27 protein-coding genes are annotated in these 19,585 nt (G+C 42.4%); 3 read left to right on the forward strand and 24 right to left on the reverse strand.

Going from position 1 to position 19,585, the window contains the following annotated elements; translation table 11 throughout:
• Positions 1-49: 49 nt before the first annotated feature.
• From CKW02_RS11155 to CKW02_RS11255, 21 genes are all read right to left on the reverse strand, one after another.
• Complete coding sequence (locus CKW02_RS11155; protein WP_278254569.1) at positions 50-946, reverse strand: polyprenyl synthetase family protein; 897 nt, start codon at positions 944-946, stop codon at positions 50-52.
• The gene (locus tag CKW02_RS11160) at positions 930-1,190 is read right to left on the reverse strand and encodes an exodeoxyribonuclease VII small subunit (protein ID WP_003215880.1); all 261 of its coding nucleotides are present in this window, start codon (positions 1,188-1,190) and stop codon (positions 930-932) included. The genes CKW02_RS11155 and CKW02_RS11160 overlap by 17 nt, the downstream gene beginning before the upstream one ends.
• Positions 1,187-2,533: an exodeoxyribonuclease VII large subunit gene (xseA, locus tag CKW02_RS11165; RefSeq protein ID WP_003215822.1), complete on the reverse strand. Its 1,347-nt coding sequence runs from the start codon at positions 2,531-2,533 to the stop codon at positions 1,187-1,189. Before xseA ends, CKW02_RS11160 begins: the two co-directional genes overlap by 4 nt.
• A gap of 70 nt (positions 2,534-2,603) precedes the next feature.
• The gene (folD, locus tag CKW02_RS11170; protein ID WP_003215670.1) at positions 2,604-3,455 is read right to left on the reverse strand and encodes a bifunctional methylenetetrahydrofolate dehydrogenase/methenyltetrahydrofolate cyclohydrolase FolD; all 852 of its coding nucleotides are present in this window, start codon (positions 3,453-3,455) and stop codon (positions 2,604-2,606) included.
• An 11-nt stretch (positions 3,456-3,466) separates the two neighbouring features.
• The gene (nusB, locus tag CKW02_RS11175) at positions 3,467-3,862 is read right to left on the reverse strand and encodes a transcription antitermination factor NusB (protein ID WP_003216031.1); all 396 of its coding nucleotides are present in this window, start codon (positions 3,860-3,862) and stop codon (positions 3,467-3,469) included.
• A 211-nt stretch (positions 3,863-4,073) separates the two neighbouring features.
• Complete coding sequence (locus CKW02_RS11180) at positions 4,074-4,481, reverse strand: Asp23/Gls24 family envelope stress response protein (protein WP_034620383.1); 408 nt, start codon at positions 4,479-4,481, stop codon at positions 4,074-4,076.
• A gap of 25 nt (positions 4,482-4,506) precedes the next feature.
• Entirely contained in the window at positions 4,507-5,856 is a 1,350-nt protein-coding gene (gene accC, locus CKW02_RS11185; protein ID WP_003215702.1) for an acetyl-CoA carboxylase biotin carboxylase subunit, read from the reverse strand.
• 11 nt (positions 5,857-5,867) lie between these two features.
• Positions 5,868-6,344 carry an acetyl-CoA carboxylase biotin carboxyl carrier protein gene (gene accB / locus CKW02_RS11190; protein ID WP_003215926.1) on the reverse strand — a complete coding sequence of 159 codons (477 nt, stop codon included), beginning with the start codon at positions 6,342-6,344 and terminating at the stop codon, positions 5,868-5,870.
• Positions 6,345-6,540: 196 nt separating this feature from the next.
• Entirely contained in the window at positions 6,541-7,173 is a 633-nt protein-coding gene (locus CKW02_RS11195) for a SpoIIIAH-like family protein (RefSeq protein ID WP_003216063.1), read from the reverse strand.
• Positions 7,173-7,844 carry a stage III sporulation protein AG gene (gene spoIIIAG, locus CKW02_RS11200; RefSeq protein WP_003215656.1) on the reverse strand — a complete coding sequence of 224 codons (672 nt, stop codon included), beginning with the start codon at positions 7,842-7,844 and terminating at the stop codon, positions 7,173-7,175. Before spoIIIAG ends, CKW02_RS11195 begins: the two co-directional genes overlap by 1 nt.
• Positions 7,837-8,469 carry a stage III sporulation protein AF gene (gene spoIIIAF / locus CKW02_RS11205; protein WP_003215732.1) on the reverse strand — a complete coding sequence of 211 codons (633 nt, stop codon included), beginning with the start codon at positions 8,467-8,469 and terminating at the stop codon, positions 7,837-7,839. The genes spoIIIAG and spoIIIAF overlap by 8 nt, the downstream gene beginning before the upstream one ends.
• Before the next feature lie 14 nt (positions 8,470-8,483).
• A complete protein-coding gene (spoIIIAE, locus tag CKW02_RS11210) occupies positions 8,484-9,677 on the reverse strand; it encodes a stage III sporulation protein AE (protein ID WP_003215689.1) in 1,194 nt (397 codons plus the stop codon).
• Between the two features lie 19 nt (positions 9,678-9,696).
• A complete protein-coding gene (spoIIIAD, locus tag CKW02_RS11215) occupies positions 9,697-10,110 on the reverse strand; it encodes a stage III sporulation protein AD (protein WP_095117840.1) in 414 nt (137 codons plus the stop codon).
• A complete protein-coding gene (gene spoIIIAC / locus CKW02_RS11220; RefSeq protein WP_003153142.1) occupies positions 10,107-10,313 on the reverse strand; it encodes a stage III sporulation protein AC in 207 nt (68 codons plus the stop codon). The genes spoIIIAD and spoIIIAC overlap by 4 nt, the downstream gene beginning before the upstream one ends.
• Positions 10,314-10,332: 19 nt before the next feature.
• The gene (gene spoIIIAB / locus CKW02_RS11225; RefSeq protein WP_034620379.1) at positions 10,333-10,848 is read right to left on the reverse strand and encodes a stage III sporulation protein SpoIIIAB; all 516 of its coding nucleotides are present in this window, start codon (positions 10,846-10,848) and stop codon (positions 10,333-10,335) included.
• The gene (spoIIIAA, locus tag CKW02_RS11230) at positions 10,842-11,765 is read right to left on the reverse strand and encodes a stage III sporulation protein AA (protein WP_003215633.1); all 924 of its coding nucleotides are present in this window, start codon (positions 11,763-11,765) and stop codon (positions 10,842-10,844) included. The genes spoIIIAB and spoIIIAA overlap by 7 nt, the downstream gene beginning before the upstream one ends.
• Before the next feature lie 66 nt (positions 11,766-11,831).
• A complete protein-coding gene (locus tag CKW02_RS11235) occupies positions 11,832-12,113 on the reverse strand; it encodes a YqhV family protein (RefSeq protein WP_003215859.1) in 282 nt (93 codons plus the stop codon).
• Positions 12,114-12,290: 177 nt separating this feature from the next.
• Positions 12,291-12,848 carry an elongation factor P gene (gene efp / locus CKW02_RS11240; RefSeq protein ID WP_003215497.1) on the reverse strand — a complete coding sequence of 186 codons (558 nt, stop codon included), beginning with the start codon at positions 12,846-12,848 and terminating at the stop codon, positions 12,291-12,293.
• 25 nt (positions 12,849-12,873) lie between these two features.
• Positions 12,874-13,938 (reverse strand): M24 family metallopeptidase, encoded by a 1,065-nt coding sequence (locus CKW02_RS11245; protein WP_170966016.1) that lies wholly within the window; start codon positions 13,936-13,938, stop codon positions 12,874-12,876.
• The gene (gene aroQ / locus CKW02_RS11250) at positions 13,932-14,375 is read right to left on the reverse strand and encodes a type II 3-dehydroquinate dehydratase (protein WP_003215787.1); all 444 of its coding nucleotides are present in this window, start codon (positions 14,373-14,375) and stop codon (positions 13,932-13,934) included. The genes CKW02_RS11245 and aroQ overlap by 7 nt, the downstream gene beginning before the upstream one ends.
• Positions 14,376-14,483: 108 nt before the next feature.
• Positions 14,484-15,011, reverse strand: a complete 528-nt coding sequence (locus CKW02_RS11255) for a YqhR family membrane protein (RefSeq protein WP_003215963.1) — start codon at positions 15,009-15,011, stop codon at positions 14,484-14,486.
• A gap of 222 nt (positions 15,012-15,233) precedes the next feature.
• Between CKW02_RS11255 and CKW02_RS11260 the strand changes: the two genes are divergently transcribed.
• Both CKW02_RS11260 and CKW02_RS11265 read left to right on the forward strand, forming a co-directional pair.
• Positions 15,234-16,190 carry a DUF1385 domain-containing protein gene (locus CKW02_RS11260; protein WP_003215983.1) on the forward strand — a complete coding sequence of 319 codons (957 nt, stop codon included), beginning with the start codon at positions 15,234-15,236 and terminating at the stop codon, positions 16,188-16,190.
• Between the two features lie 38 nt (positions 16,191-16,228).
• Positions 16,229-16,624, forward strand: a complete 396-nt coding sequence (locus tag CKW02_RS11265; RefSeq protein WP_003215754.1) for an SA1362 family protein — start codon at positions 16,229-16,231, stop codon at positions 16,622-16,624.
• On the opposite strand, the gene CKW02_RS11270 is transcribed toward CKW02_RS11265, so the two are convergent.
• The 3 genes from CKW02_RS11270 to CKW02_RS11280 all read right to left on the reverse strand — a co-directional run bounded on the left by CKW02_RS11270 (position 16,621) and on the right by CKW02_RS11280 (position 18,956).
• A complete protein-coding gene (locus CKW02_RS11270; RefSeq protein WP_003215585.1) occupies positions 16,621-17,496 on the reverse strand; it encodes a patatin-like phospholipase family protein in 876 nt (291 codons plus the stop codon). The two genes, CKW02_RS11265 and CKW02_RS11270, sit on opposite strands and share 4 nt — an antisense overlap.
• 103 nt (positions 17,497-17,599) lie before the next feature.
• The gene (mntR, locus tag CKW02_RS11275; protein ID WP_003215946.1) at positions 17,600-18,034 is read right to left on the reverse strand and encodes a transcriptional regulator MntR; all 435 of its coding nucleotides are present in this window, start codon (positions 18,032-18,034) and stop codon (positions 17,600-17,602) included.
• 85 nt (positions 18,035-18,119) lie between these two features.
• On the reverse strand, positions 18,120-18,956 hold the full coding sequence (locus CKW02_RS11280) for a lipoate--protein ligase family protein (protein ID WP_003216009.1): 837 nt from the start codon (positions 18,954-18,956) through the stop codon (positions 18,120-18,122).
• 220 nt (positions 18,957-19,176) lie between these two features.
• Here CKW02_RS11280 and CKW02_RS11285 point away from each other — a divergent pair, with 220 nt between their 5' ends.
• Positions 19,177-19,557 (forward strand): rhodanese-like domain-containing protein, encoded by a 381-nt coding sequence (locus CKW02_RS11285; protein WP_034620482.1) that lies wholly within the window; start codon positions 19,177-19,179, stop codon positions 19,555-19,557.
• The last annotated feature ends 28 nt before the right edge of the window (positions 19,558-19,585 follow it).

A 19,585-nucleotide genomic window follows, 5' to 3' on the forward strand; every position in this document is an offset into this window, starting at 1 on the left:
GTTTACAGTTTACCACAATTGCTCGAGGACCCTCAAATCTAGGCTGTTTTTAATGATCTCTTGAGGCAATTAGATCACATAAATCATGCAACAATTGCTGCTCTAATTGAAGATTTGAGACAATTTCTTTTGCACGTGTGATGTGCTCATGCAGCTTTTCTTTTGCTCCTGAAAGCGTTAATAAAGAAGGATATGTCGACTTTTCATTTGCTGTATCAGAGCCGACCCGTTTTCCGATTTTTTCTTCGCTTCCTTCGAGATCTAAAATATCATCACGGATTTGAAACGCAATGCCAATATGATAGCTAAATTCCCTTAGCTTTTCGATATCGTCATCTGATGCTCCTGCTAGCATTGCACCTGCTGCGACGCTGAACGTAAGGAGTTTTCCTGTTTTACGGGCGTGAATGGATTCTAGTTCAGCAAGCGATACTTGCTTTTGCTCTGCTTCCATGTCGTCAAATTGACCGCCAACCATTCCTAGAGCACCTGCTGACTTTACAAGCTCATCCACAATTCTGAGCTTTTTGTCAGCAGAGACGCTGCTAGACAGCTGAGATGTAATCAGGCGGAAGCTTTCTGTTAAAAGGGCATCACCTGCGAGAACCGCTGTTGCTTCTCCGTACACTTTATGATTCGTCGGTTTTCCTCTGCGAAGGTCATCGTCGTCCATGCAAGGAAGGTCATCATGTATCAATGAATACGTATGAATCATCTCAACCGCACAGCCGACAGGTATACCGTCTTCTTCGTTTTTACCGTAGGCATTTAGAAGAGCAAGAACGAGAACAGGTCGAAGCCTTTTCCCGCCCGCTTTAAGAGAATAGAGCATAGAAGATTTCAGGTCTTCAGGAATCGTCAATTCCTGAACATATGTAAATAAATAATCTTCAATGGTCTGTTTTCGTGTTGTTAAAAATTCATTTAAATTACTTGTCACCAGCATCGGCCTCCTTCACTGAGAAGGGAGCTAGCTCACCGTCCTCTTTTAAAATGAAATCCATTTGCTTTTCAACATGCTGTAATTTTTCATGACAAAGCTTCGAAAGGGTCATCCCTTCTTGGAAATAATGAATGGCCTGCTCAAGTGGTACATCTCCTTCTTCGAGCTTTCCCACAATCTCCTCAAGACCTTTCATCGCCTCTTCAAATGTCATTTGTTCTTCTTTTTGTTTATTGGATTCTGTCATGTTGATTGCCCCTCCTTCTCAATAACCTCACAAATCAGACGTCCATCCTTCATCGTGATGGTCAGCTGATCCTGCGTCTCTACTTGGTTCACACTTTTTATTAGTTCATCTTCTTTATAGGCTAAGCTATAGCCTCTTTCCATCACTTGAAGTGGATTTAATGCATTTAGTTTACCAAGAACCGATTGGAACTGCGAATGAATTGTTTTCATTTGCACATTCATACTGCGAATGAGCTGTTCTGTTTCATTGGCGTGGCGTTTTTTCGCTTGAAGCAGCTGCTCTTTAGGGTGAAGCGGCTTCAGCCTGTATGTCTGGCGGTCTAGCTGACTGCGTTTTAGCTCAATTTGCCTCGATAGCTGTTTTTGAAAACGGTCAAATACCAAATCGAATTGCTGCTCTTTTTGCTCCTGTAATCGTTTTGGAAAACGGAAGGCATAAGAGGATTGCAGCGCCACAAGACGATCCTTCGCTTGTGAGGTTCGATTCTTTACCGCTCTTGTTAGCCGTATATCGATTGATTTGATTCGTTCAATTAAATCGGTCGTGCTTGGAACAGCAAGTTCGGCTGCTCCTGTTGGTGTGGGTGCTCTCATATCTGCAGTGAAATCACTGATCGTAAAGTCTGTTTCGTGTCCAACTGCAGATATGATTGGAATGTCTGATGCGAAGATGGCTCTTGCGACAGCTTCTTCATTAAAAGCCCAAAGCTCTTCAATCGAACCGCCTCCTCTTCCGACAATCAAGACATCACAGAGCTGTTTTTCATTCGCTTCCTTAATCCGCTCTACGATGGAACGGGTCGCATGCTCACCTTGAACGAGCGCCGGAAGCACAATGATTTTCGCCTGCTGATAGCGCCGATTAATGGTCGTAATGACATCTCGAACAGCCGCTCCTGTTGGAGACGTAATGACACCAACAACCTCTGGATATTCAGGGATTGGCTTTTTATAGCGCGCATCAAATAAGCCTTCACTTGCTAGCTTTTTCTTCAGCTCTTCATAAGCGAGATGAAGAGCACCAACACCATCAGGCTGCATTTCTTTTGCATATAATTGATAGTTGCCGCTTGGTTCATAGACTTGAATTCCGCCGCGTACAAACACCTTCATTCCACTCTTAGGTGAAAAAGGCAGCTTCGCCGCAGAGCGCTGAAACATGACAGCTTGCATGCGTGCGTTTTCGTCTTTTAAGGTGAAGTACACATGTCCTCTTGAATGAATCTTGACATTGGATAGCTCACCTTTGATCCAAATATCTTCTAAATGCGGATCAACATCAAATTTTCTTTTTATGTATTTTGTAAGGGCTGTGACCGTCACAAAGGCTTTTTCACTCATGACGTATTCCTCCTCTTCAAAAACGCACATTCATCCACCAGCAGCATGCAGGTGGATGAATGGATAAAGCTTATGCTAATGTACGTTTTGCTGATTTAACCGTATTATGTGCAAGCATCGTAATCGTCATTGGACCGACTCCGCCAGGGACTGGTGTGATATAAGAAGCTTTTTCTTTTGCCTCTTCAAAATCAACATCTCCAACAAGCTTTCCATTATCCAACCGATTGACTCCTACATCGATCACAATAGCGCCTTCTTTAATTTGGTCAGCTTTAATAAAGTTTGCTCGACCGACGGCAACAACTAAAATATCCGCTTTCAACGTATGTTCTGAAATATTCGCTGTTCTTGAATGGCAATAAGTAACCGTTGCGTTTTCGTTTAACAGTAATTGTCCTACTGGTTTACCGACAATATTGCTGCGTCCGACAACAACGACTTCTTTTCCAGAAAGACTGACGCCCGTTTTATTTAGTAATTCAACAATGCCTGCTGGTGTGCATGGAAGGAATGTGTCTTCCCCAAGGAGCATTTTCCCGATATTCAATGGATGGAAACCATCAACATCTTTTTCAGGTGAAATACGTTCAATCACGGCTTTTTCAGAAATATGTTTTGGCAGTGGAAGCTGAACAAGAATCCCGTGGAATTGATCGTTCGCATTGTACTGATCAATCAGCTGAAGCAATGCTTCTTCTGTTAAAGAAGCATCTAAATGATCTAGCTGGAAATGCATCCCCATTGCTTCTGCTGCTTTTTTCTTCCCACGTACGTAAGAAAGTGAAGCCGGATCATCACCGATTAGAATAACGGCAAGACCAGGTGTGACACCTTTTTGTTTTAGCTCTTCTACTTCTTTTGCTAATTGCTCACGCTTTTCTTTTGCTGTTTCTTTCCCATCGATGATTGTTGCTGTCATGTCGAATCCTCCTATTGCTGCTTTAGGTCGTTTTTAATGTTTGAAAGTACTCCATTTACAAATTTCGATGCTTTATCGTCACCGAATAATTTGGCCAGTTCAATCGCTTCATTCATTGAGACACTAACCGGGATATCTTCTTGATACACCATCTCGTACACAGACAGCCTTAAAATGGCTCTGTCTACGTTTGCAATACGATCGAGTTTCCAATTCACTAGATGCTGTGAAATCATGTCATCGAGCTTGTCCTTTTGTTCAAGCACACCGAAAACCAGCTCCTCGAAAAAAGGATCTGATTCTTGTTCATCCAGCGCATGTGTAATGGCCTCTTTCGGATCAATATTGCTCACATCAATTTGAAATAATGTTTGTAGCGCCTTTTCTCTTGCAGTTCTTCTTTTCATTATTTACTCCTTTAACCACTTTATCCGCTTGTCGTTAAGCCATACAGAGATCATAACATATTTTGACCGTGGTCGCACCAAGATCCATGCGAGCTGTGACGAAAAACGAATCAATCAACGTGTGAGATCTTTATTATTCGGAAATGACCCAAAAATGGGCTTTAAAAAACCAAAGAGGCAATGCCTCCTTGGTTTCACTTGAACTCTTTTTTTACATTTCTTGATCTACTTCAGCCTCAGATGCTTTAGTATCAAATTGAATACCAACGACATGAATATTGATTTCATTAATCGTTAAAGCAGTCATGTTCAAAAGAGTTTGACGGATATTTTCTTGTACAGCAGTGGATACCTTTGGAATGGATAGGCCAAATTCAACCACACAATATACATCGATTGTGATGCCTTCATCAGAGACATCTACTTTCACACCTTTACGGTGATTTTTCTTACCAAAGCGTTCTGCTACATCAGCAGCGAAATTGCCGCGCATTTCGGCAATGCCTTCGACTTCTGAAGCGGCGATCCCAGCAATGACCTCAATCACTTCTGGTGCAATTTGCACTTTTCCCAATTGATCTTCATCAAGGTTCATTTCAAGCAAATTGTTTTCTGACACGATCATTCACCTCCGAAAGCTGTGATTATTTCATGATTTGGTATGTTTCTAAAAACTTCGTATTAAAATTACCACTCACAAATGTTTCATGCTCAAGCAATCTTAGATGGAATGGGATCGTTGTGTAGACCCCTTCAATGACGAATTCTTGAAGCGAGCGTTTCATTCTCGCAATCGCTTCTTCTCTCGTCTTACCATATGTGATCACCTTTGCAATCATACTATCGTAATATGGCGGAATCACATAGCCCGGATAAGCGGCAGAATCAACACGTACTCCTAGACCGCCTGGCGGAAGATACATTTTAATTTCACCAGCTGAAGGCATGAAGTTTTTCTCTGGGTTCTCTGCATTAATACGGCATTCGATTGCCCATCCTTCATATACGACATCCTCTTGTGTAAGAGAAAGCTTCTCACCTGATGCGACTTTAATTTGTTCTTTGATCAAGTCAACACCTGTGACCATTTCTGTTACAGGATGCTCTACTTGAATACGGGTATTCATTTCCATGAAGTAGAACTTCTCTTCATTATAATCATAAATGAATTCGACTGTTCCAGCACCAGTGTATTCAACAGCTTCTGCAGCTTTTACGGCTGCTTCACCCATTTGCTCACGGATGTCTGCATTCAGCGCTGGTGATGGCGTTTCTTCAAGAAGCTTTTGCATTCTTCTTTGAATCGAGCAATCACGCTCTCCTAAATGAATGGTATTGCCATGCTGATCTGCAAGCACTTGGATTTCCACGTGTCTAAAGTCTTCAATGAACTTTTCTAAATAGACGCCAGGGTTACCAAAGTTTTGCGCTGCTTCCTGCTGCGTGATGGTGACACCGTTAATAAGCTCTTCTTCGGTACGAGCTACACGGATTCCTTTACCACCGCCGCCGGCAGTTGCTTTTATAATCACAGGATACCCAATACTTGCTGCTGTTGAAACAGCATCATCAAGATCTTTTACAATTCCTTGGGAACCAGGAACAATCGGAACGCCAGCATCTTTCATTGTTTCCCTTGCGACATCTTTCGTTCCCATTTTGGAAATCGCTGACGCAGTTGGCCCAACAAAGATGACATTGCATTCCTCGCAAAGCTCTGCGAAGTCTGCATTTTCAGCAAGGAAGCCGTATCCTGGATGGATGGCATCTGTCCCTGTTAATTTGGCTACACTAACAATATTCGTGACATTTAAATAACTATCTTTTGAAGCAGTCGGTCCGATGCAATATGCTTCATCAGCCATTTGAACATGAAGCGCATCGCGATCCGCTTCAGAAAATACCGCAACTGTTTCAATTCCAAGCTCTTTACAAGCGCGGATAATTCTAACTGCGATTTCTCCTCTGTTTGCAATTAATAGCTTTTTAATCATGATCGTACTCCTTACTCTGCTTTCACTAGAAAGAGGGGTTGTCCGAATTCTACAAGCTGACCGTTCTCAGCTAATACTTCGACGATTTCACCTTTTACTTCTGCTTCGATTTCATTAAACAGTTTCATCGCTTCTACGATGCACACAACTGTGTTTTCCTTCACCTTAGAACCTGATGTCACATATGGATCTGCTTCTGGTGAAGATGAAGCATAAAATGTGCCAACCATTGGGGATGTGATTTTATGCAGATTTTCAGACGCAGCTGCCTCTTGTGCAGGGGCTTCGGTCTGAGCTGGAGCTTGTGCTTTAGGAGCTTGTTGAGCTGGAGCTGCTTGGACAGGAGCCACTGGTGCCGCTACTTGCTGAACGACTTCTTTATTTTTCTTCAGTTTGATTTTTGCACCTTCGTTTTCGTACGTAAATTCATCAATTGTTGATTCGTCAATTAATTTAATCAGTTCATGAATTTCTTCAATTTTTAACATGGATTTGCACCCCTATGTATGGATTTATCTTTTTCTTTATAGGCTAGTACTAAAAGTACATACTATAACCATCTTACAGGAGGATTTCATTGAATTCAACTACTATTGTGGCGAAGCGCTTTGCGAGAGCACCTTGGAGAGGGCGCCAAACCGCATCAAAAAACGCCCTTTACGGCAAAGGGCGCCTGTTCATTTTTTATTCATTGGAGGGCTCAAAAGTGACCGCTACGTTATCAAGACCTCTCATTTCTTTTGTGACCATATCAATAATATCGGCCGCTTGGGACTTTGATTTTTTGTCAGAACGAACTGTGATGCTCACTTTATCTCCCTCTGCACTCACTAGCGCATCTTTATAACCTTTTGTTTTAATTAAGGTTTCGAGCTGACGCTCCGTTCCTTCTGCCTCACTAAGCGCTGTCATTTGGTCATACGCTTCGCTTTTTTCTTGTGCTGTTGCATCATCACTGGATACGATTTCGTTGAACTCTTCACGCTGTTTGCTTCGTTTATCTTCAAGCTCTAATCTGTATGTTGTAAAAAGCTCATCGTCTGTTTGCTCTGACACAGCCTTTCCTTCTTCACCGCTTGTTTCGATATCCTCTTGTTTACCATTTGTTTCTTTGTCAGTGGACTTCTCATCAGCGCCTTTTTCCGTTCCTTTGTCCATCCCTTTTTCTGGTTCAGTCTTTTTCTCTTCCGTTCCTTTTGATTTCATCTCTTCTACTGTCACTGCATTTTCACCTTGTGGAGACATGATATAGTACACACTTAAGACGACAACTAAACTTAGCATCGTTAATAGCCAAACCGTTTGTTTTTTTAACATCATTCCGAATCCTCCTTGATTTTTTTAGGGGCAACAGCCACTCTATGGCTCGGTACGTCAAGCACTCGTGTAACCGCTTCAATGATGGTTTTCTTTATTTGAACGTTGTCTACTCCTTGAGCAACAACGAGAACACCTCGAATATCTGGTTTTTTCGTTTGCACCACGACTGGCGTTTCTTCATTGCCATTTTTGATGATGACGATTTCTTCTTCTTTTGTTTGATCGGTGACACTTCGCACGCCGCCTTCTTTATCTGTTTCTTCGGTCGTTGTGCTTTTATTGGATTTGTTTTTTTCAAACACTTTTAAAGAAGTGGCGTCTACATTGACCACAATCGATACATCCTCAACGCCAATAATGGTCTCTAAAATTTCTTTCAGCTGATTTTCGTATTCTTGCTCCACATCTTCAATCGAATTTTTTGATTTACTTGACGATGCCGGCTTGAATACCTCCTGCTCTTGTGAGGTTGTTTTTTTAGAAGTAGGAACAGCAGCTTGTTCTTTGCTTGATGGCGGTGACAAGATCTGACTGACTAACATGAAAGATACGCCGATGATGAATACAAGCAGCAAGTAATGGTGCTTCGTTAATTTTGGTTTCCCTTCACCTTTTTCAGGCGGCTGCAAGAATGATTTCAGCTTTTGTTTCCAGTCCTTGTTATTCATGATCTGCTGCGTCACCTCCCTCAATGTTCAGCGCAATGTGCTCAGGACTCGTATTCCAAACATCAGCAAGCGTCTCTTTCACCCTCTTGATCTCTTTGCTAGAAGATCCAGCGCTTTCCTCCTTTTGCCTGGAGAGATCAATGTCCACCTTTGCCACCGTTTCTACAGCATCACCTGTGAGCGGGGAAAGAACTGCTTTGATGCGAAATTGATCCGCCTCCATATTCTGATCCAGGTGCTCTTCATCTGCCAACACTTCTACGTGTTTCATTTCGTAGCTCTCCTTCTCCAGTGGCTCCTTTGCGCTTTTTTCTAGTTGGACAGCCATTTGCTTTAAAATATATGCACGCTGAGAGGCTTGTATTTCTTTTTTTTCTAAATTCATCTGATTTTTTATTTCTTCTGACTGTGCTTCTTCCTTTCCCTTCATCAATTCTGAGAAAATTTGGTCAGGGTCTGCCCGAAATAAAGCAAAAATCGGATTGAGCATCACCACAATCAACAGGAGGCTGACGACCATTTTGGCATATCTTTGCATGCTTGAATTGGGAAGCAGAAGATCAATGACAATCGCAAATAAGATAAAGAGAATAATACTTGTGATCCATTCCGTGAGAAAACTCAAAAGGTGTCCCCTCCTTACTTCATCATCATGGTCAGGTTGCCAGCAGTGATAATGACGGTAATGCTTAAAAAGAACATGAGCGACACGACAGCAAGTGCAGCAAAGATATAAAGCACACTTTTTGAAATGACATCAAGGCAGCTGATAATCGGTCCGCCTCCTAATGGCTGAAGAATGGCTGCGGCAAGCTTATATATAAGGGCTAGCGAGAGCACTTTGATCGCAGGGAAAGCGGCAATTGAAATGAGAATAGCAACGCCAACAAGTCCGACCGTATTTTTAAGTAATACAGAGGCACTGATGACGGTATCCGTCGCATCTGTAAACATTCTGCCAAGGACGGGGATGAAATTTCCGGTAATAAATTTGGCTGTACGAAGTGCGATACCATCCGTAACCGCAGCAGATGCACCTTGCACAGAAATGACGCCAAGAAAGACAGTTAAAAAAACGGCTAACCCGCCTATCGCCACATTTCTTAACAGCTGGGCAAGCTGGGTAACCTTGTATTGTTCAGTCAGCGTACTGACAATGCTCAATATCGCTGATAAAAAAATAAGCGGAAGAACGACATATTGAATAAAAACGCCGCTCGTATTCATTAAAAATAAGATAACAGGATGAAAGAATCCGGCTGAGACAAGCCCGCCTGATGAAGCAATCAGTGCTAATAACAGAGGAATAAGAGCAAGAATAAAACTGGTCATCGTTTGAATCGCTTCTGTTGCATAAGAAATCGCCACATGAAAGCTGTTAAGTGCAATAATGATCAGCACCATATAAACAAGTGCGTATGCGACTTTACTGACAGTGCTTTGTTCAAATGCATTCTGCAAAAGCTGTAAAAGCGAACAAAAGATGGTGAGTAAAATCAGTGTACCAAGGAGCTTTCCGTTTGCGATGACCTCGTGAAAAAGATAATGAACAAAGGCTTTCAGCCATGTCTGGGGAGACAGCTCTTTATCGCCATCAATCATTTCCTTCACTGTTCCTTTTTGGCTTTCTGGCAGAAAGCCGCCATACTCGTCCAATATGGTTTCCCAAAAGTCACTAATGGAATGAAGCTCAAGTGCATCAGCCTGTCCAGTTGCCACTTCTTCTGCTGCTGGTGCTTCATTTGATAACGGCTCTTTTTCTTCTGCACCTGCGTGCGGAGCGAACAGCCAGAAGAAAAGCATCAGTCCCATAACAGCTGTCACCCGTTTCATTGTCATCACCTCTTTTCAATTAAGTCATGGACGGGATCATACCTAAGATGGTCTCAATGATGACTGTTAAAATGGGGACTGCCATGACCAAGATGAGAATTTTGCCGCCAAGCTCTATTTTTGATGCAATGGCGCCTTGTCCAGCATCTTTTGTCAGCTGGGCGCCGAATTCCGCAATATAGGCAATGCCGATAATTTTTAAAATGGTTTCAACATACTTCATATTGACGCCGGCACTTGCCGCAATTTTTTCTATCATCGAGATAATGGCATAGATTTGATCTATTAAATAAAGAAAGATCACACACCCTGTAAATACAACAAGCATAAAGGCGAAGGTTGGCTTTTGTTCTTTGACGATTAAGGCTAAAAAAGTAGCGATTAAACCAAGTCCAACAATTTGTATGATGTCGATTTGTAAGCCCTCCCCTATCCTTGAAATAGAAATACGGCTTTAATCTTTTTAAACAAATCATCTACAATGGTTGCCACCATAAACAAAATGTAGATAAACCCAAGCAGCGTGACCCACTGAGCGTACTCCTTTTTCCCCATTTGATCTAAAATCGTATGGAGGAATGCCACAACGATGCCTACTCCCGCAATTTGAAAAATGACGTTTACATCAACGCCCATGCTCTCGACTCCCTTCCTCTCACATCAATAAAAGAATCAGTAGTAATCCGCTTAAAAATCCGAGGCTTCTGACCATTTTTTCATTTTTGGCTTGGGCGATTTCAGCTTCCTTCTCCTCCGTTTCCAAATGACCTAAAGCAAGCTTGATATATTTTTGCTGAGACGTGACATCATGCTGGCCAAGTGTTTCTCCAAAGTGCTTCAGTGCCTCATATTCGCCTTTTTTTAAGACGGTTTTTTTCCAAACATCCTCAAGACTCTCATTCCATGCATGCCGCGCGGAAAAGGTTCCAACTTTCAGCTTTTCTGCAAATTGTTCAAATAACCGATTCACAGGAGGACCTACTTGCGACGCAATTTGCTCTGCTGCACGCGCTAGCGGTGTTTGACCATACATAATTTCAGCTTCAAGAGACTGGAGCGCAAACCGGAGCTGCCGAATTTGTTTCGGCCGGTCGCTATATCGTTTGGCAAACTCGAACCCTCCCCAAGTCGTAGCCGCGACAATCAAGATAGCGCCAATGAGCTTTAACATACGTCCACTCCCCGCCTCCATTTCATCTCTTGTCCGCCTTGGTCATATATCCGCCCGATCGTGCCGGGACCGTCCTTGCGATTTAATTCAACATAACGTTCAAACACTCGAAGCTCCCATAACGGCTTCAATGATGGACGTTTATACACATTTTCAAGTGAATAGCCATGAACGGAAACGATAATGGTGACCCCAGCATGAATCGCTTCTAAAAGTGCCTGCACATCCTCGCTTTTTCCGATTTCATCGACGATCATGACCTCTGGACTCATAGACCGAATCATCATCATCAAGCCCTCAGCCTTTGGACATGCATCGAGCACGTCAACCCGGTGTCCAAACTGGTGCTGTGGCACCCCTCTTATACACCCAGCGATTTCTGAACGCTCATCTATAATGCCTGTTTTTTTAGGAGGAATTGCTTTTGTGCCTGTACTAGCCAGTCTTGCTATATCCCGCAACAATGTCGTTTTCCCTGTTTGCGGTGGACCGATGATCAGTGTATTGCACCAGTGCTCGTCATATAAATAGGGAAGAAAGGGAAGCGCAATCCCGACTTTTTCTTTTGCGATGCGGATATTAAATGAAGAGATATCTCTTAATCCTTTGACAATGCCGTTTTCAACGATCACCTTTCCTGCAAGTCCCACCCGGTGTCCGCCTGAAATGGTGATGTAGCCTTGCTTTAGCTCTTCTTCAAGTGTGTACATACTATAATTGCTCAGCCTGCCTAATAGCTGAGACGCATCTTCTCCTGTTGTGTGATAAGAAAGAAAGCGCGGTTTTCCTCTTTGCATTAATTCAATAGGACGATCCGTGCGAATGCGGATTTCTTCTATTTGATCCCATTCTGCTTCTTTTAGCAGTCTAAGTTCTTGTCCAATCGAGTGCGGGAGAATATCCAACAAACTCCGCAACGAATTCCCCTCCTTTTTTTCTTCTCTAAAATGTATGATGGGAGACGTTAATTATGCCAAGCCGTTTTACTTATAGATTCCAACAAGAATAAATACGACACCAATGAAAATAAAGACGAGCTTGGCATAGGATAACTGCCCTGCGATTTGATAGATTCCAATCGTCATCGTGATAATAAAAATGAGCGGCCCAATGATAGCCAATAGACTATTGATGACAACCGCTTTTCGAACGTCATTTGTGACTAAAATGAGGATGGCGGCCGTCAGTTCAATCGCTGCCGATAAAAACCTCATGCCTGCCATCGCAGCGACTGATGGATGTAGACCTGGGAGAAATTGTTTCATATAGAACCTCCAGCTTTTTTTACACTATATGCTTGTCTAGCTGGAAGTAGTCTTGTTTTTCAGGAAGGAAAAGAGATGAATGAGAGAATTGAGAGAAGGCGTACCTTTTGGGGAGTCTTACATGTTTTACAATAAAAAAAGACTGTAAACACAAGGTTTACAGTCTTTCTTCATTTATTACGCTCTTGACACGTATGAACCGTCTGATGTATTAATGACTAGTTTATCTCCTTGGTTCACAAAGAAAGGAACGTTGACGATTAAACCAGTTTCTGTTTTTGCAGGTTTTGATCCGCCTGATGTTGTGTCGCCTTTAATACCAGGCTCTGTTTCTACTACTTCTAGTTCTACCGTGTTTGGAAGTTCTACTCCAAGTGTTTCAGCACCGTACATCACAATATGAACCGACATATTTTCTAGCAAATATTTCAGCTCATCTTTAATTTGTGTTTCACTTAGTTCAAGCTGCTCATAAGAACTTGTATCCATGAAGACATGCTGGTCGCCATTTGCATACAAGTATTGCATTGTTTTTGTTTCGATTTGAGCTTTCGCTACTTTTTCGCCTGCACGGAATGTTTTTTCTTGAATAGCACCAGTACGCAGGTTACGCAGTTTCGAACGAACAAACGCTGCGCCTTTCCCTGGCTTTACGTGTTGGAAATCCACTACACGCCAAATACCGCCGTCCACTTCAATTGTCAGGCCTGTACGAAAATCGTTTACTGAAATCATTTTGTCATCCTCCTACATTTCACCATCATAATATGATAAGTTCTTTCGGTGAGTGGGTCAATCGTTTATTGCCGTCAGCTGTCAGGACAATATCATCCTCAATTCTCACGCCGCCGACATCCGGTAAGTAAATTCCCGGCTCAACTGTCACGACCATTCCTTTTTCTAAGACGACCTCTGATCGTGAGGAAAGGCCTGGCGCTTCATGCACTTCCATCCCTAGCCCGTGGCCAGTTGAATGCCCAAAGTATTGACCATAGCCATACTTTTCAATGATGTCACGTGTGATGCGATCAGCTTCTTTTCCTGTTAAGCCAGGCTTGATTCTATCCACACCAGCGTTTTCTGCTTCTAATACGATATGATAAATTTCCTTTAGCTTATCGCTCGGTGTGCCAACAGCGATCGTTCTTGTCATATCAGAGCAATATCCTTTATAGTAAGCACCGAAATCGAGTGTGACTAAATCACCAGATTCAATCACCTTTTCACTCGCTCTTCCGTGCGGCAGGCTTGAACGAACACCTGAGGCGACAATCATATCGAATGAAGATCCTTCAGCGCCTTCTTTTCTCATGAAAAATTCAAGCTCGTTCATGACAGCAATTTCCGTCAAGCCCGGCTTGATGTAAGTGAGAATATGATCAAAGGCGTGATCTGCAATCTTCGCAGCTTCCTCTAATATCTTAATCTCTTCACTAGACTTAATCAAGCGCAACTTTTCAACTGATTCTGAGACCGGAACAAGCTCAATATCACCTGCTTTACCTGCATACTGCTGGTAAGTGGCAAATGTCATATGGTTTTGTTCAAACCCAAGGCGTTTGATCCCAAATTCCTTTGCCGTTTGAGCTGCGGTTTCTACGATGTTTCCTTTATGTTCAATAATGTCGAAGCCTTTTACTTGGTCCTTCGCTTGCTCTGTATAACGGAAATCCGTGATAAAAGCTGCCCGGTCCTTTGAAACAACGGCGAGACCGGCTGAGCCAGTAAAGCTGGTCATGTACTGTAAATTAAAGCTGCTCGTAATGACTAGACCATCGATCTCTAATTCAGATAAAAGTGTTCTTAACTTTTCAAGTTTCATGATACTGCTCCCCCTTCACTCACTAAATAACGAATCGCCAATTTATACCCTTCTAAACCAAGACCAACGATTTGCCCTTGGCATACTGGAGCAAGTACAGAATGATGGCGGAATTCCTCTCTCTTATGAACGTTTGAGATATGTACTTCAACGACGGATAAAGAAATACTTGCAATGGCATCTCTCAGGGCATAGCTGTAGTGTGTAAAAGCCCCCGGGTTAAACACGACTCCATCGTACTGGTCTTCTGCTTCGTGGAGCGCATCAATCAAATCTCCTTCGTGATTTGATTGAAAGAACGTTAACTGGATATTGGCTCTTTCTGCAAACTGGAACAAATCTGTCTCTAAATCTGTCAGCGTCTTACTTCCGTAAACAGCCGGCTCTCTTTTGCCAAGCCTATTTAAATTGGGCCCATTCAGTACAAGAAAATGAGGCATACAACCACTCCTTCACCCTAATTCAATCTATATCGAGATCTGTTTCTTTTTCCTTAGAAACCTTTCGTTTCCAAAAATATTTTATCATATGAATAGGTGATTTACACTTTATTCTGTCTTTTTCCCGAGTGCCCTCGCAAGCTTTTGACTCGTTAATTCATTATATTCAAACGAAATACTGTATCCGACAAACATGCCGTATAAAATATATAGGCAAAATGTTGTGACGATGGTGCTTTGCTGCAAATCCTGGACTTGCTTTACATCTGGGAAAATGGGATTAAATACGTAAAAAACGAGCAGCCATAAAAGCGCGCCATATATCAGCCCCATCCAATAGCCTTTGATCCGTTTCAAAAGCCCATAATAAATAAAGGCTGCTCCGATCGATAAAACCCCTAAAAGTACAATACTGATAAAAGTACCAAGTCCGCCCTTTTTCCACTCTCCGAGCACAAAAGGCTGAAGGAGCATATTGGGACTCACCTCTGAGAAATGAAACATATGGGTCAGAAACCCGATAAAGCCCCAAAAAACACCGCCAACAAAGCCTGTCGCAGCTGCTCTTGCCAACAGCGATGACGTTTGTACAGCCTGATTTTTTTCTTCTTGGTTTTTCTTTTCATCACGTTTCATTTGTGAACACCTCCAGCAAGTAGTATGTCCAAAATGTCATAAAAAAAAGGATTTCCATCCGTGAGTGTAAAATTTTTATAACAGGGTATACTGGCTAAAAAGAGGTAGATAGAATTCTAGTAGATAATCGACCTGTGCGCTAGTGATTTCCCCTCATTTCCTGTACAATAAAGGTATAAGGAAATGCATGTAAATTACAGGAAACAGGCAGGTTGATGAAATATGTCCAATCAAACAAAACCTCCAGCATATGGAGGGCAGGCAGTTGTCGAAGGTGTCATGTTCGGAGGTAAAAAGAACTATGTGACAGCGATTCGGCGTAAGGATCAGTCCATTGAGTTTTTAAAGCTTCCCCGGACCTCCAATAAACGAACCGCCTTTCTCAAGAAAATCCCCTTTGTCAGGGGTGTTGCTGCACTTGTTGAAGCAAGCGCAAATGGCAGTAAGCACTTGAACTTCTCCAGCGAGCGCTATGACTTAGATCCTTCAGAAGATCATACTCTTGAAAAAGAACAAAAAAGCTCGAAATTATCTATGATTTTCGGCATTGCTGTGATCGGAGTTCTCTCTCTTCTCTTTAGTAAATTTGTCTTTACCCTAGTACCTGTCTTTTTAGCTGAACTTGTGCGGCCCGTCTTTTCAGGGAATTTCGCACAAATCGCAGTGGAAACATTCTTTAAACTGGTCCTGTTATTAGGCTATATTTACTTTATTTCCATGACCCCTTTAATTAAAAGGGTATTTCAATATCATGGCGCAGAACATAAAGTCATAAACTGCTATGAACAGAATCTTGACATCACAGTGGAAAATGTCCAAAAACAATCACGGCTTCATTATCGATGCGGTAGCAGCTTTATTTTATTCACTGTCATTGTCGGAATGTTCGTCTATTTACTCGTACCGACAGATCCTTTATGGGTGAGAGTTCTGAATCGCTTGGCGCTCATTCCGGTTGTTCTCGGCATTTCATTTGAAGTGCTTCAGCTTACGAACAAACTCCGAGAAGTGCCTGTGCTGAAAGCGCTTGGCTATCCTGGCCTTTGGCTGCAATTGCTCACAACAAAAGAACCCTCTGACGATCAAGTCGAGGTAGCCATTGCAAGTTTTAATGAACTTCTTCGTTTAGAGGAAGCATCTGAGAAACAAGCGTCAGATTCTGCTCATCAAGTGATCTAACTTATAAATCCGGTAAATTCCTTCGGAGGTGGACAGTTATGAATCGCCGAGTACATCCTGCTTTTACCATTATTTTCGCTTTAGGTGTTTTGGGATTTGTGTATTTACTCACAACGAATCCAGGCAGACTTTTTACAATGCTGCTATCAGTTGTGATCATTGGAGCGGTTATGTTTTTCCTATTTAGATGGCTGATGAATCGAAGAACTGGAACAGAAGGCAATCTTTATCGTAAAGCAGTCAAACAATCAAAACGTCGCTACCAGCAGCCTAAACCAAAAACGAAAAGCCAGATGAAAAATCGGGTCACTCATTTGCGAAGCGTGCCGACTGACCACAAGTCTAAGCCCGTCCTTCTCAAAAAGAAAAGCCAAACACAGTTAACTGTGATTGAAGGCAAGAAAAACAAAAAGAAGAATCGCGCTTTGTTTTAAAATGTCCAGCTTTTTAAAAATTGCTCGGCCTTCTGTCTGCCTAGATCGACGAGCGCCTTTTTCTTTTCTGTCATCAGCTGAAAATCAGTGGCAATGACGTGTTCTACTGGAATAAAAATAACATGACGTTCGTGTTTTGTGGCAATGTGTCTTTCGTCATGAGCACCACGCATCGTTTCAAAAAGAGCGCCAAACAGTTCAAACGCATTGCGGATGGAGTGTTGAGGGCGTTCTTTTTCGTTTGGGGTTAATGTGACACCGACGAATGGTCTTTTTTTCTCTTCGGCAAACAACCAAATTGGAAAATTGCTAAGCACGCCTCCATCCACAATGGTACAAATGCCTTTCGATGACTTTAGTTTGACAGGCTCGAAAAAATACGGCAGACTGCAACTCATCCGGATTGCCCTTGCAACAGAAAAGCGCTCTGGATTTAAACCGTATGAAGGAAGGTCGTCTGGCAGAACGAGGATTTTCCCATTTGTTAAATCAGAGGCAACAATTTTCAGCGAATCTTTTTTGAGATCCCCAAATACGGTGACCCCCTTTCGTTTCAACACATCTGTCAGCCATTTTTCCAGCCGGTCGCCTTTGTACAGACCGAGGCGCCAGTAAATGGAGACCCACCTAAGCATTTTAAACGGAATGAATTGACATCTCCTATCAAGCAAGTGATGTTCATCCATTTCATCTAAAAGCTCCCGAATCTCCTGACTTGTAAAGCCTGCTGCGATGAGTGAAGCAATGATCGCTCCAGCACTTGTACCAGCAAGGCGGACAAATTGATATCCTCTTGCTTCAAGCGCTTCATAGGCACCCGCAAGTGCTGCCCCTTTAATGCCTCCACCTGAGAACACACCATCTATCTTCATCAAGGAGCCCCCTTTGATATCACGCTATTAATAGTGTAAGAGCATATGCTTTCAATTAGAACTTTAATCAAAAAGGACACCCTCTGCATGGGTGTCCTTTTTCTTAAGATTCTTGATTTGTTTGTTCGTTTTTCTTTTGAATCGCTTTCAGCTGAACAGATCGCTCGTCGTTTTCTTCAAAGAATTGAACGAGATCGCCGATGCGGTCAATGCTGTTCCAGCTGAGATGATGTTCAATGCCTTCTACATCATCATAAATTTTCTCTTCGTCTACACCAATGATTCTTAAAAATTGCTCTAGCAGTTCATGTCTGTATACGAGACGTTTTCCAATTTTTTTGCCTTTCGGGGTTAAAATTAGACCACGATACTTCTCATAAATGAGGTATTCATCTTTATCTAGCTTCTGAACCATTTTTGTTACAGAGGAGGGATGGACAGCGAGTGCTTCTGCAATATCAGAGACTCTGGCATATCCTTTTTCTTCTATCAGCATATATATTTGTTCAATGTAATCTTCCATACTAGGTGTAGTCATAAAACCCCTCCATAATGCACCTTTACTTAATAATCATAACAATTCTACACCATCGCCCTTTAAAAAACAAGGAGTGTCCTTTGTCCTAACGCTTGTAATTCCACTCGTCTGAGGCATATTTCGTTTTGGCAAGATGGTGGACAAATGCTAACTCTTCATCTGTCAGCTCATAAGGCACAAGCTCAATATTTAATCCTTTTTCAAATCCTCGTTTAAACGCCACACGCGCATCGTCTATTGTACAAGTTCGGTCTGAGATTTCATTGATGGCGACCGCTTTGTTTTTAAAGCTTCTCTGCATCCGCTCTCTCACACGGTCGTTTGGATAAAGAAATAAATCGAACAGTTTGTCCTCATCAAGATCAATTAAGATGGAGCCGTGCTGGAGGATCACTCCTTTTTGTCTCGTTTGAGCACTGCCTGCTACCTTTCTGCCTTCTACGACAAGCTCGTACCAGGAAGGGGCATCAAAGCATACAGACGATCTTGGATTTTTTAAGCTTTCTTTTTCTTTATCTGTTCGAGGAATGGCAAAATACGCATCGAGTCCCAGTTCTTTAAAGCCCTCTAAAATGCCTTCTGAAATGACGCGGTACGCCTCTGTCACCGTCGCCGGCATTTCTGGATGTTCCTCTGACACAATCACGCTGTAGGTCAGCTCCTGATCATGAAGAACCCCACGCCCTCCAGTTGGTCTGCGGACAAACCCAAGGCCATAGCGCTCGACTGCTTCCATGTTAATTTCTTTTTCAACATGCTGAAAATACCCAACAGACAATGTCGCAGGATTCCATCCATAAAAGCGGATGACAGGCGGGATCAGCTTCTCACTATGCCAATAAAGCAAGGCTTCATCCATTGCCATGTTAAAGGCAGGGTCTTGATTTCCTGTATCAATGAAACACCATTTCTCTTTTTGCATATAAAAATCCCTTCTCTTTTACGTAGTCAATGTTAGATGATGGTCATGACCACCGATATTCTCTCTCCATCAGTCTATCAAATAGGGAACGAATTGAAAATAATTCTTACCATTTATGATGACAAGTTTCTTTTGCTTTACTATAATAGTATTTGTCTAAAACGTACCATCAGACAGGCCACTGTGCTGATGCTCAAGAAGGAGTCGAGTTGTATTGTCAATGTTCAACTATATCGTCCTCTCACTTTGTGGACTTTTCGTTCTTTATTCTGTCGGCAGCTACATTTATCAGCAGCGTATTATGAAAACGCTGACGGAAGAAGAATTTATTAAAGGTTACCGCAAAGCTCAACTCATTGATGTGAGAGAGCCAAATGAGTTTGATGGCGGACATATTTTAGGGGCAAGAAACATCCCCCTTTCCCAGCTAAAGCAGCGCAAAAATGAAATTCGTCCTGACAAGCCTGTTTATCTTTATTGCCAAAACAATTTGAGAAGCGGAAAAGCAGCGCAAACGTTACGTAAAAACGGCTGTCGTGAGATTTATAATTTAAAAGGCGGCTTTAAAAAATGGGGCGGCCGCATTAAAACGAAGAACTAACAAAAAAGACTCTGGGAGCATGATCCCC

This window comes from Bacillus pumilus (assembly GCF_900186955.1).
GTDB lineage: Bacteria > Bacillota > Bacilli > Bacillales > Bacillaceae > Bacillus > Bacillus pumilus.

Bases quoted from the DNA above. Each gene is read 5' to 3' on its own strand.
- efp (WP_003215497.1), bottom strand. From the start codon at position 12,848: ATGATTTCAGTAAACGATTTTCGTACAGGCCTGACAATTGAAGTGGAC.
- CKW02_RS11235 (WP_003215859.1), bottom strand. From the start codon at position 12,113: ATGAAACAATTTCTCCCAGGTCTACATCCATCAGTCGCTGCGATGGCA.
- CKW02_RS11260 (WP_003215983.1), top strand. From the start codon at position 15,234: ATGTCCAATCAAACAAAACCTCCAGCATATGGAGGGCAGGCAGTTGTC.
- spoIIIAG (WP_003215656.1), bottom strand. From the start codon at position 7,844: ATGAATAACAAGGACTGGAAACAAAAGCTGAAATCATTCTTGCAGCCG.
- CKW02_RS11160 (WP_003215880.1), bottom strand. From the start codon at position 1,190: ATGACAGAATCCAATAAACAAAAAGAAGAACAAATGACATTTGAAGAG.
- CKW02_RS11195 (WP_003216063.1), bottom strand. From the start codon at position 7,173: ATGTTAAAAAAACAAACGGTTTGGCTATTAACGATGCTAAGTTTAGTT.
- accC (WP_003215702.1), bottom strand. From the start codon at position 5,856: ATGATTAAAAAGCTATTAATTGCAAACAGAGGAGAAATCGCAGTTAGA.
- mntR (WP_003215946.1), bottom strand. From the start codon at position 18,034: ATGACTACACCTAGTATGGAAGATTACATTGAACAAATATATATGCTG.
- spoIIIAE (WP_003215689.1), bottom strand. From the start codon at position 9,677: ATGAAACGGGTGACAGCTGTTATGGGACTGATGCTTTTCTTCTGGCTG.
- CKW02_RS11255 (WP_003215963.1), bottom strand. From the start codon at position 15,011: ATGAAACGTGATGAAAAGAAAAACCAAGAAGAAAAAAATCAGGCTGTA.
- xseA (WP_003215822.1), bottom strand. From the start codon at position 2,533: ATGAGTGAAAAAGCCTTTGTGACGGTCACAGCCCTTACAAAATACATA.
- CKW02_RS11270 (WP_003215585.1), bottom strand. From the start codon at position 17,496: ATGAAGATAGATGGTGTGTTCTCAGGTGGAGGCATTAAAGGGGCAGCA.
- CKW02_RS11265 (WP_003215754.1), top strand. From the start codon at position 16,229: ATGAATCGCCGAGTACATCCTGCTTTTACCATTATTTTCGCTTTAGGT.
- CKW02_RS11155 (WP_278254569.1), bottom strand. From the start codon at position 946: ATGCTGGTGACAAGTAATTTAAATGAATTTTTAACAACACGAAAACAG.
- spoIIIAB (WP_034620379.1), bottom strand. From the start codon at position 10,848: ATGTTAAAGCTCATTGGCGCTATCTTGATTGTCGCGGCTACGACTTGG.
- CKW02_RS11280 (WP_003216009.1), bottom strand. From the start codon at position 18,956: ATGCAAAAAGAGAAATGGTGTTTCATTGATACAGGAAATCAAGACCCT.
- aroQ (WP_003215787.1), bottom strand. From the start codon at position 14,375: ATGCCTCATTTTCTTGTACTGAATGGGCCCAATTTAAATAGGCTTGGC.
- accB (WP_003215926.1), bottom strand. From the start codon at position 6,344: ATGTTAAAAATTGAAGAAATTCATGAACTGATTAAATTAATTGACGAA.
- folD (WP_003215670.1), bottom strand. From the start codon at position 3,455: ATGACAGCAACAATCATCGATGGGAAAGAAACAGCAAAAGAAAAGCGT.
- CKW02_RS11285 (WP_034620482.1), top strand. From the start codon at position 19,177: ATGTTCAACTATATCGTCCTCTCACTTTGTGGACTTTTCGTTCTTTAT.
- spoIIIAC (WP_003153142.1), bottom strand. From the start codon at position 10,313: ATGGGCGTTGATGTAAACGTCATTTTTCAAATTGCGGGAGTAGGCATC.
- nusB (WP_003216031.1), bottom strand. From the start codon at position 3,862: ATGAAAAGAAGAACTGCAAGAGAAAAGGCGCTACAAACATTATTTCAA.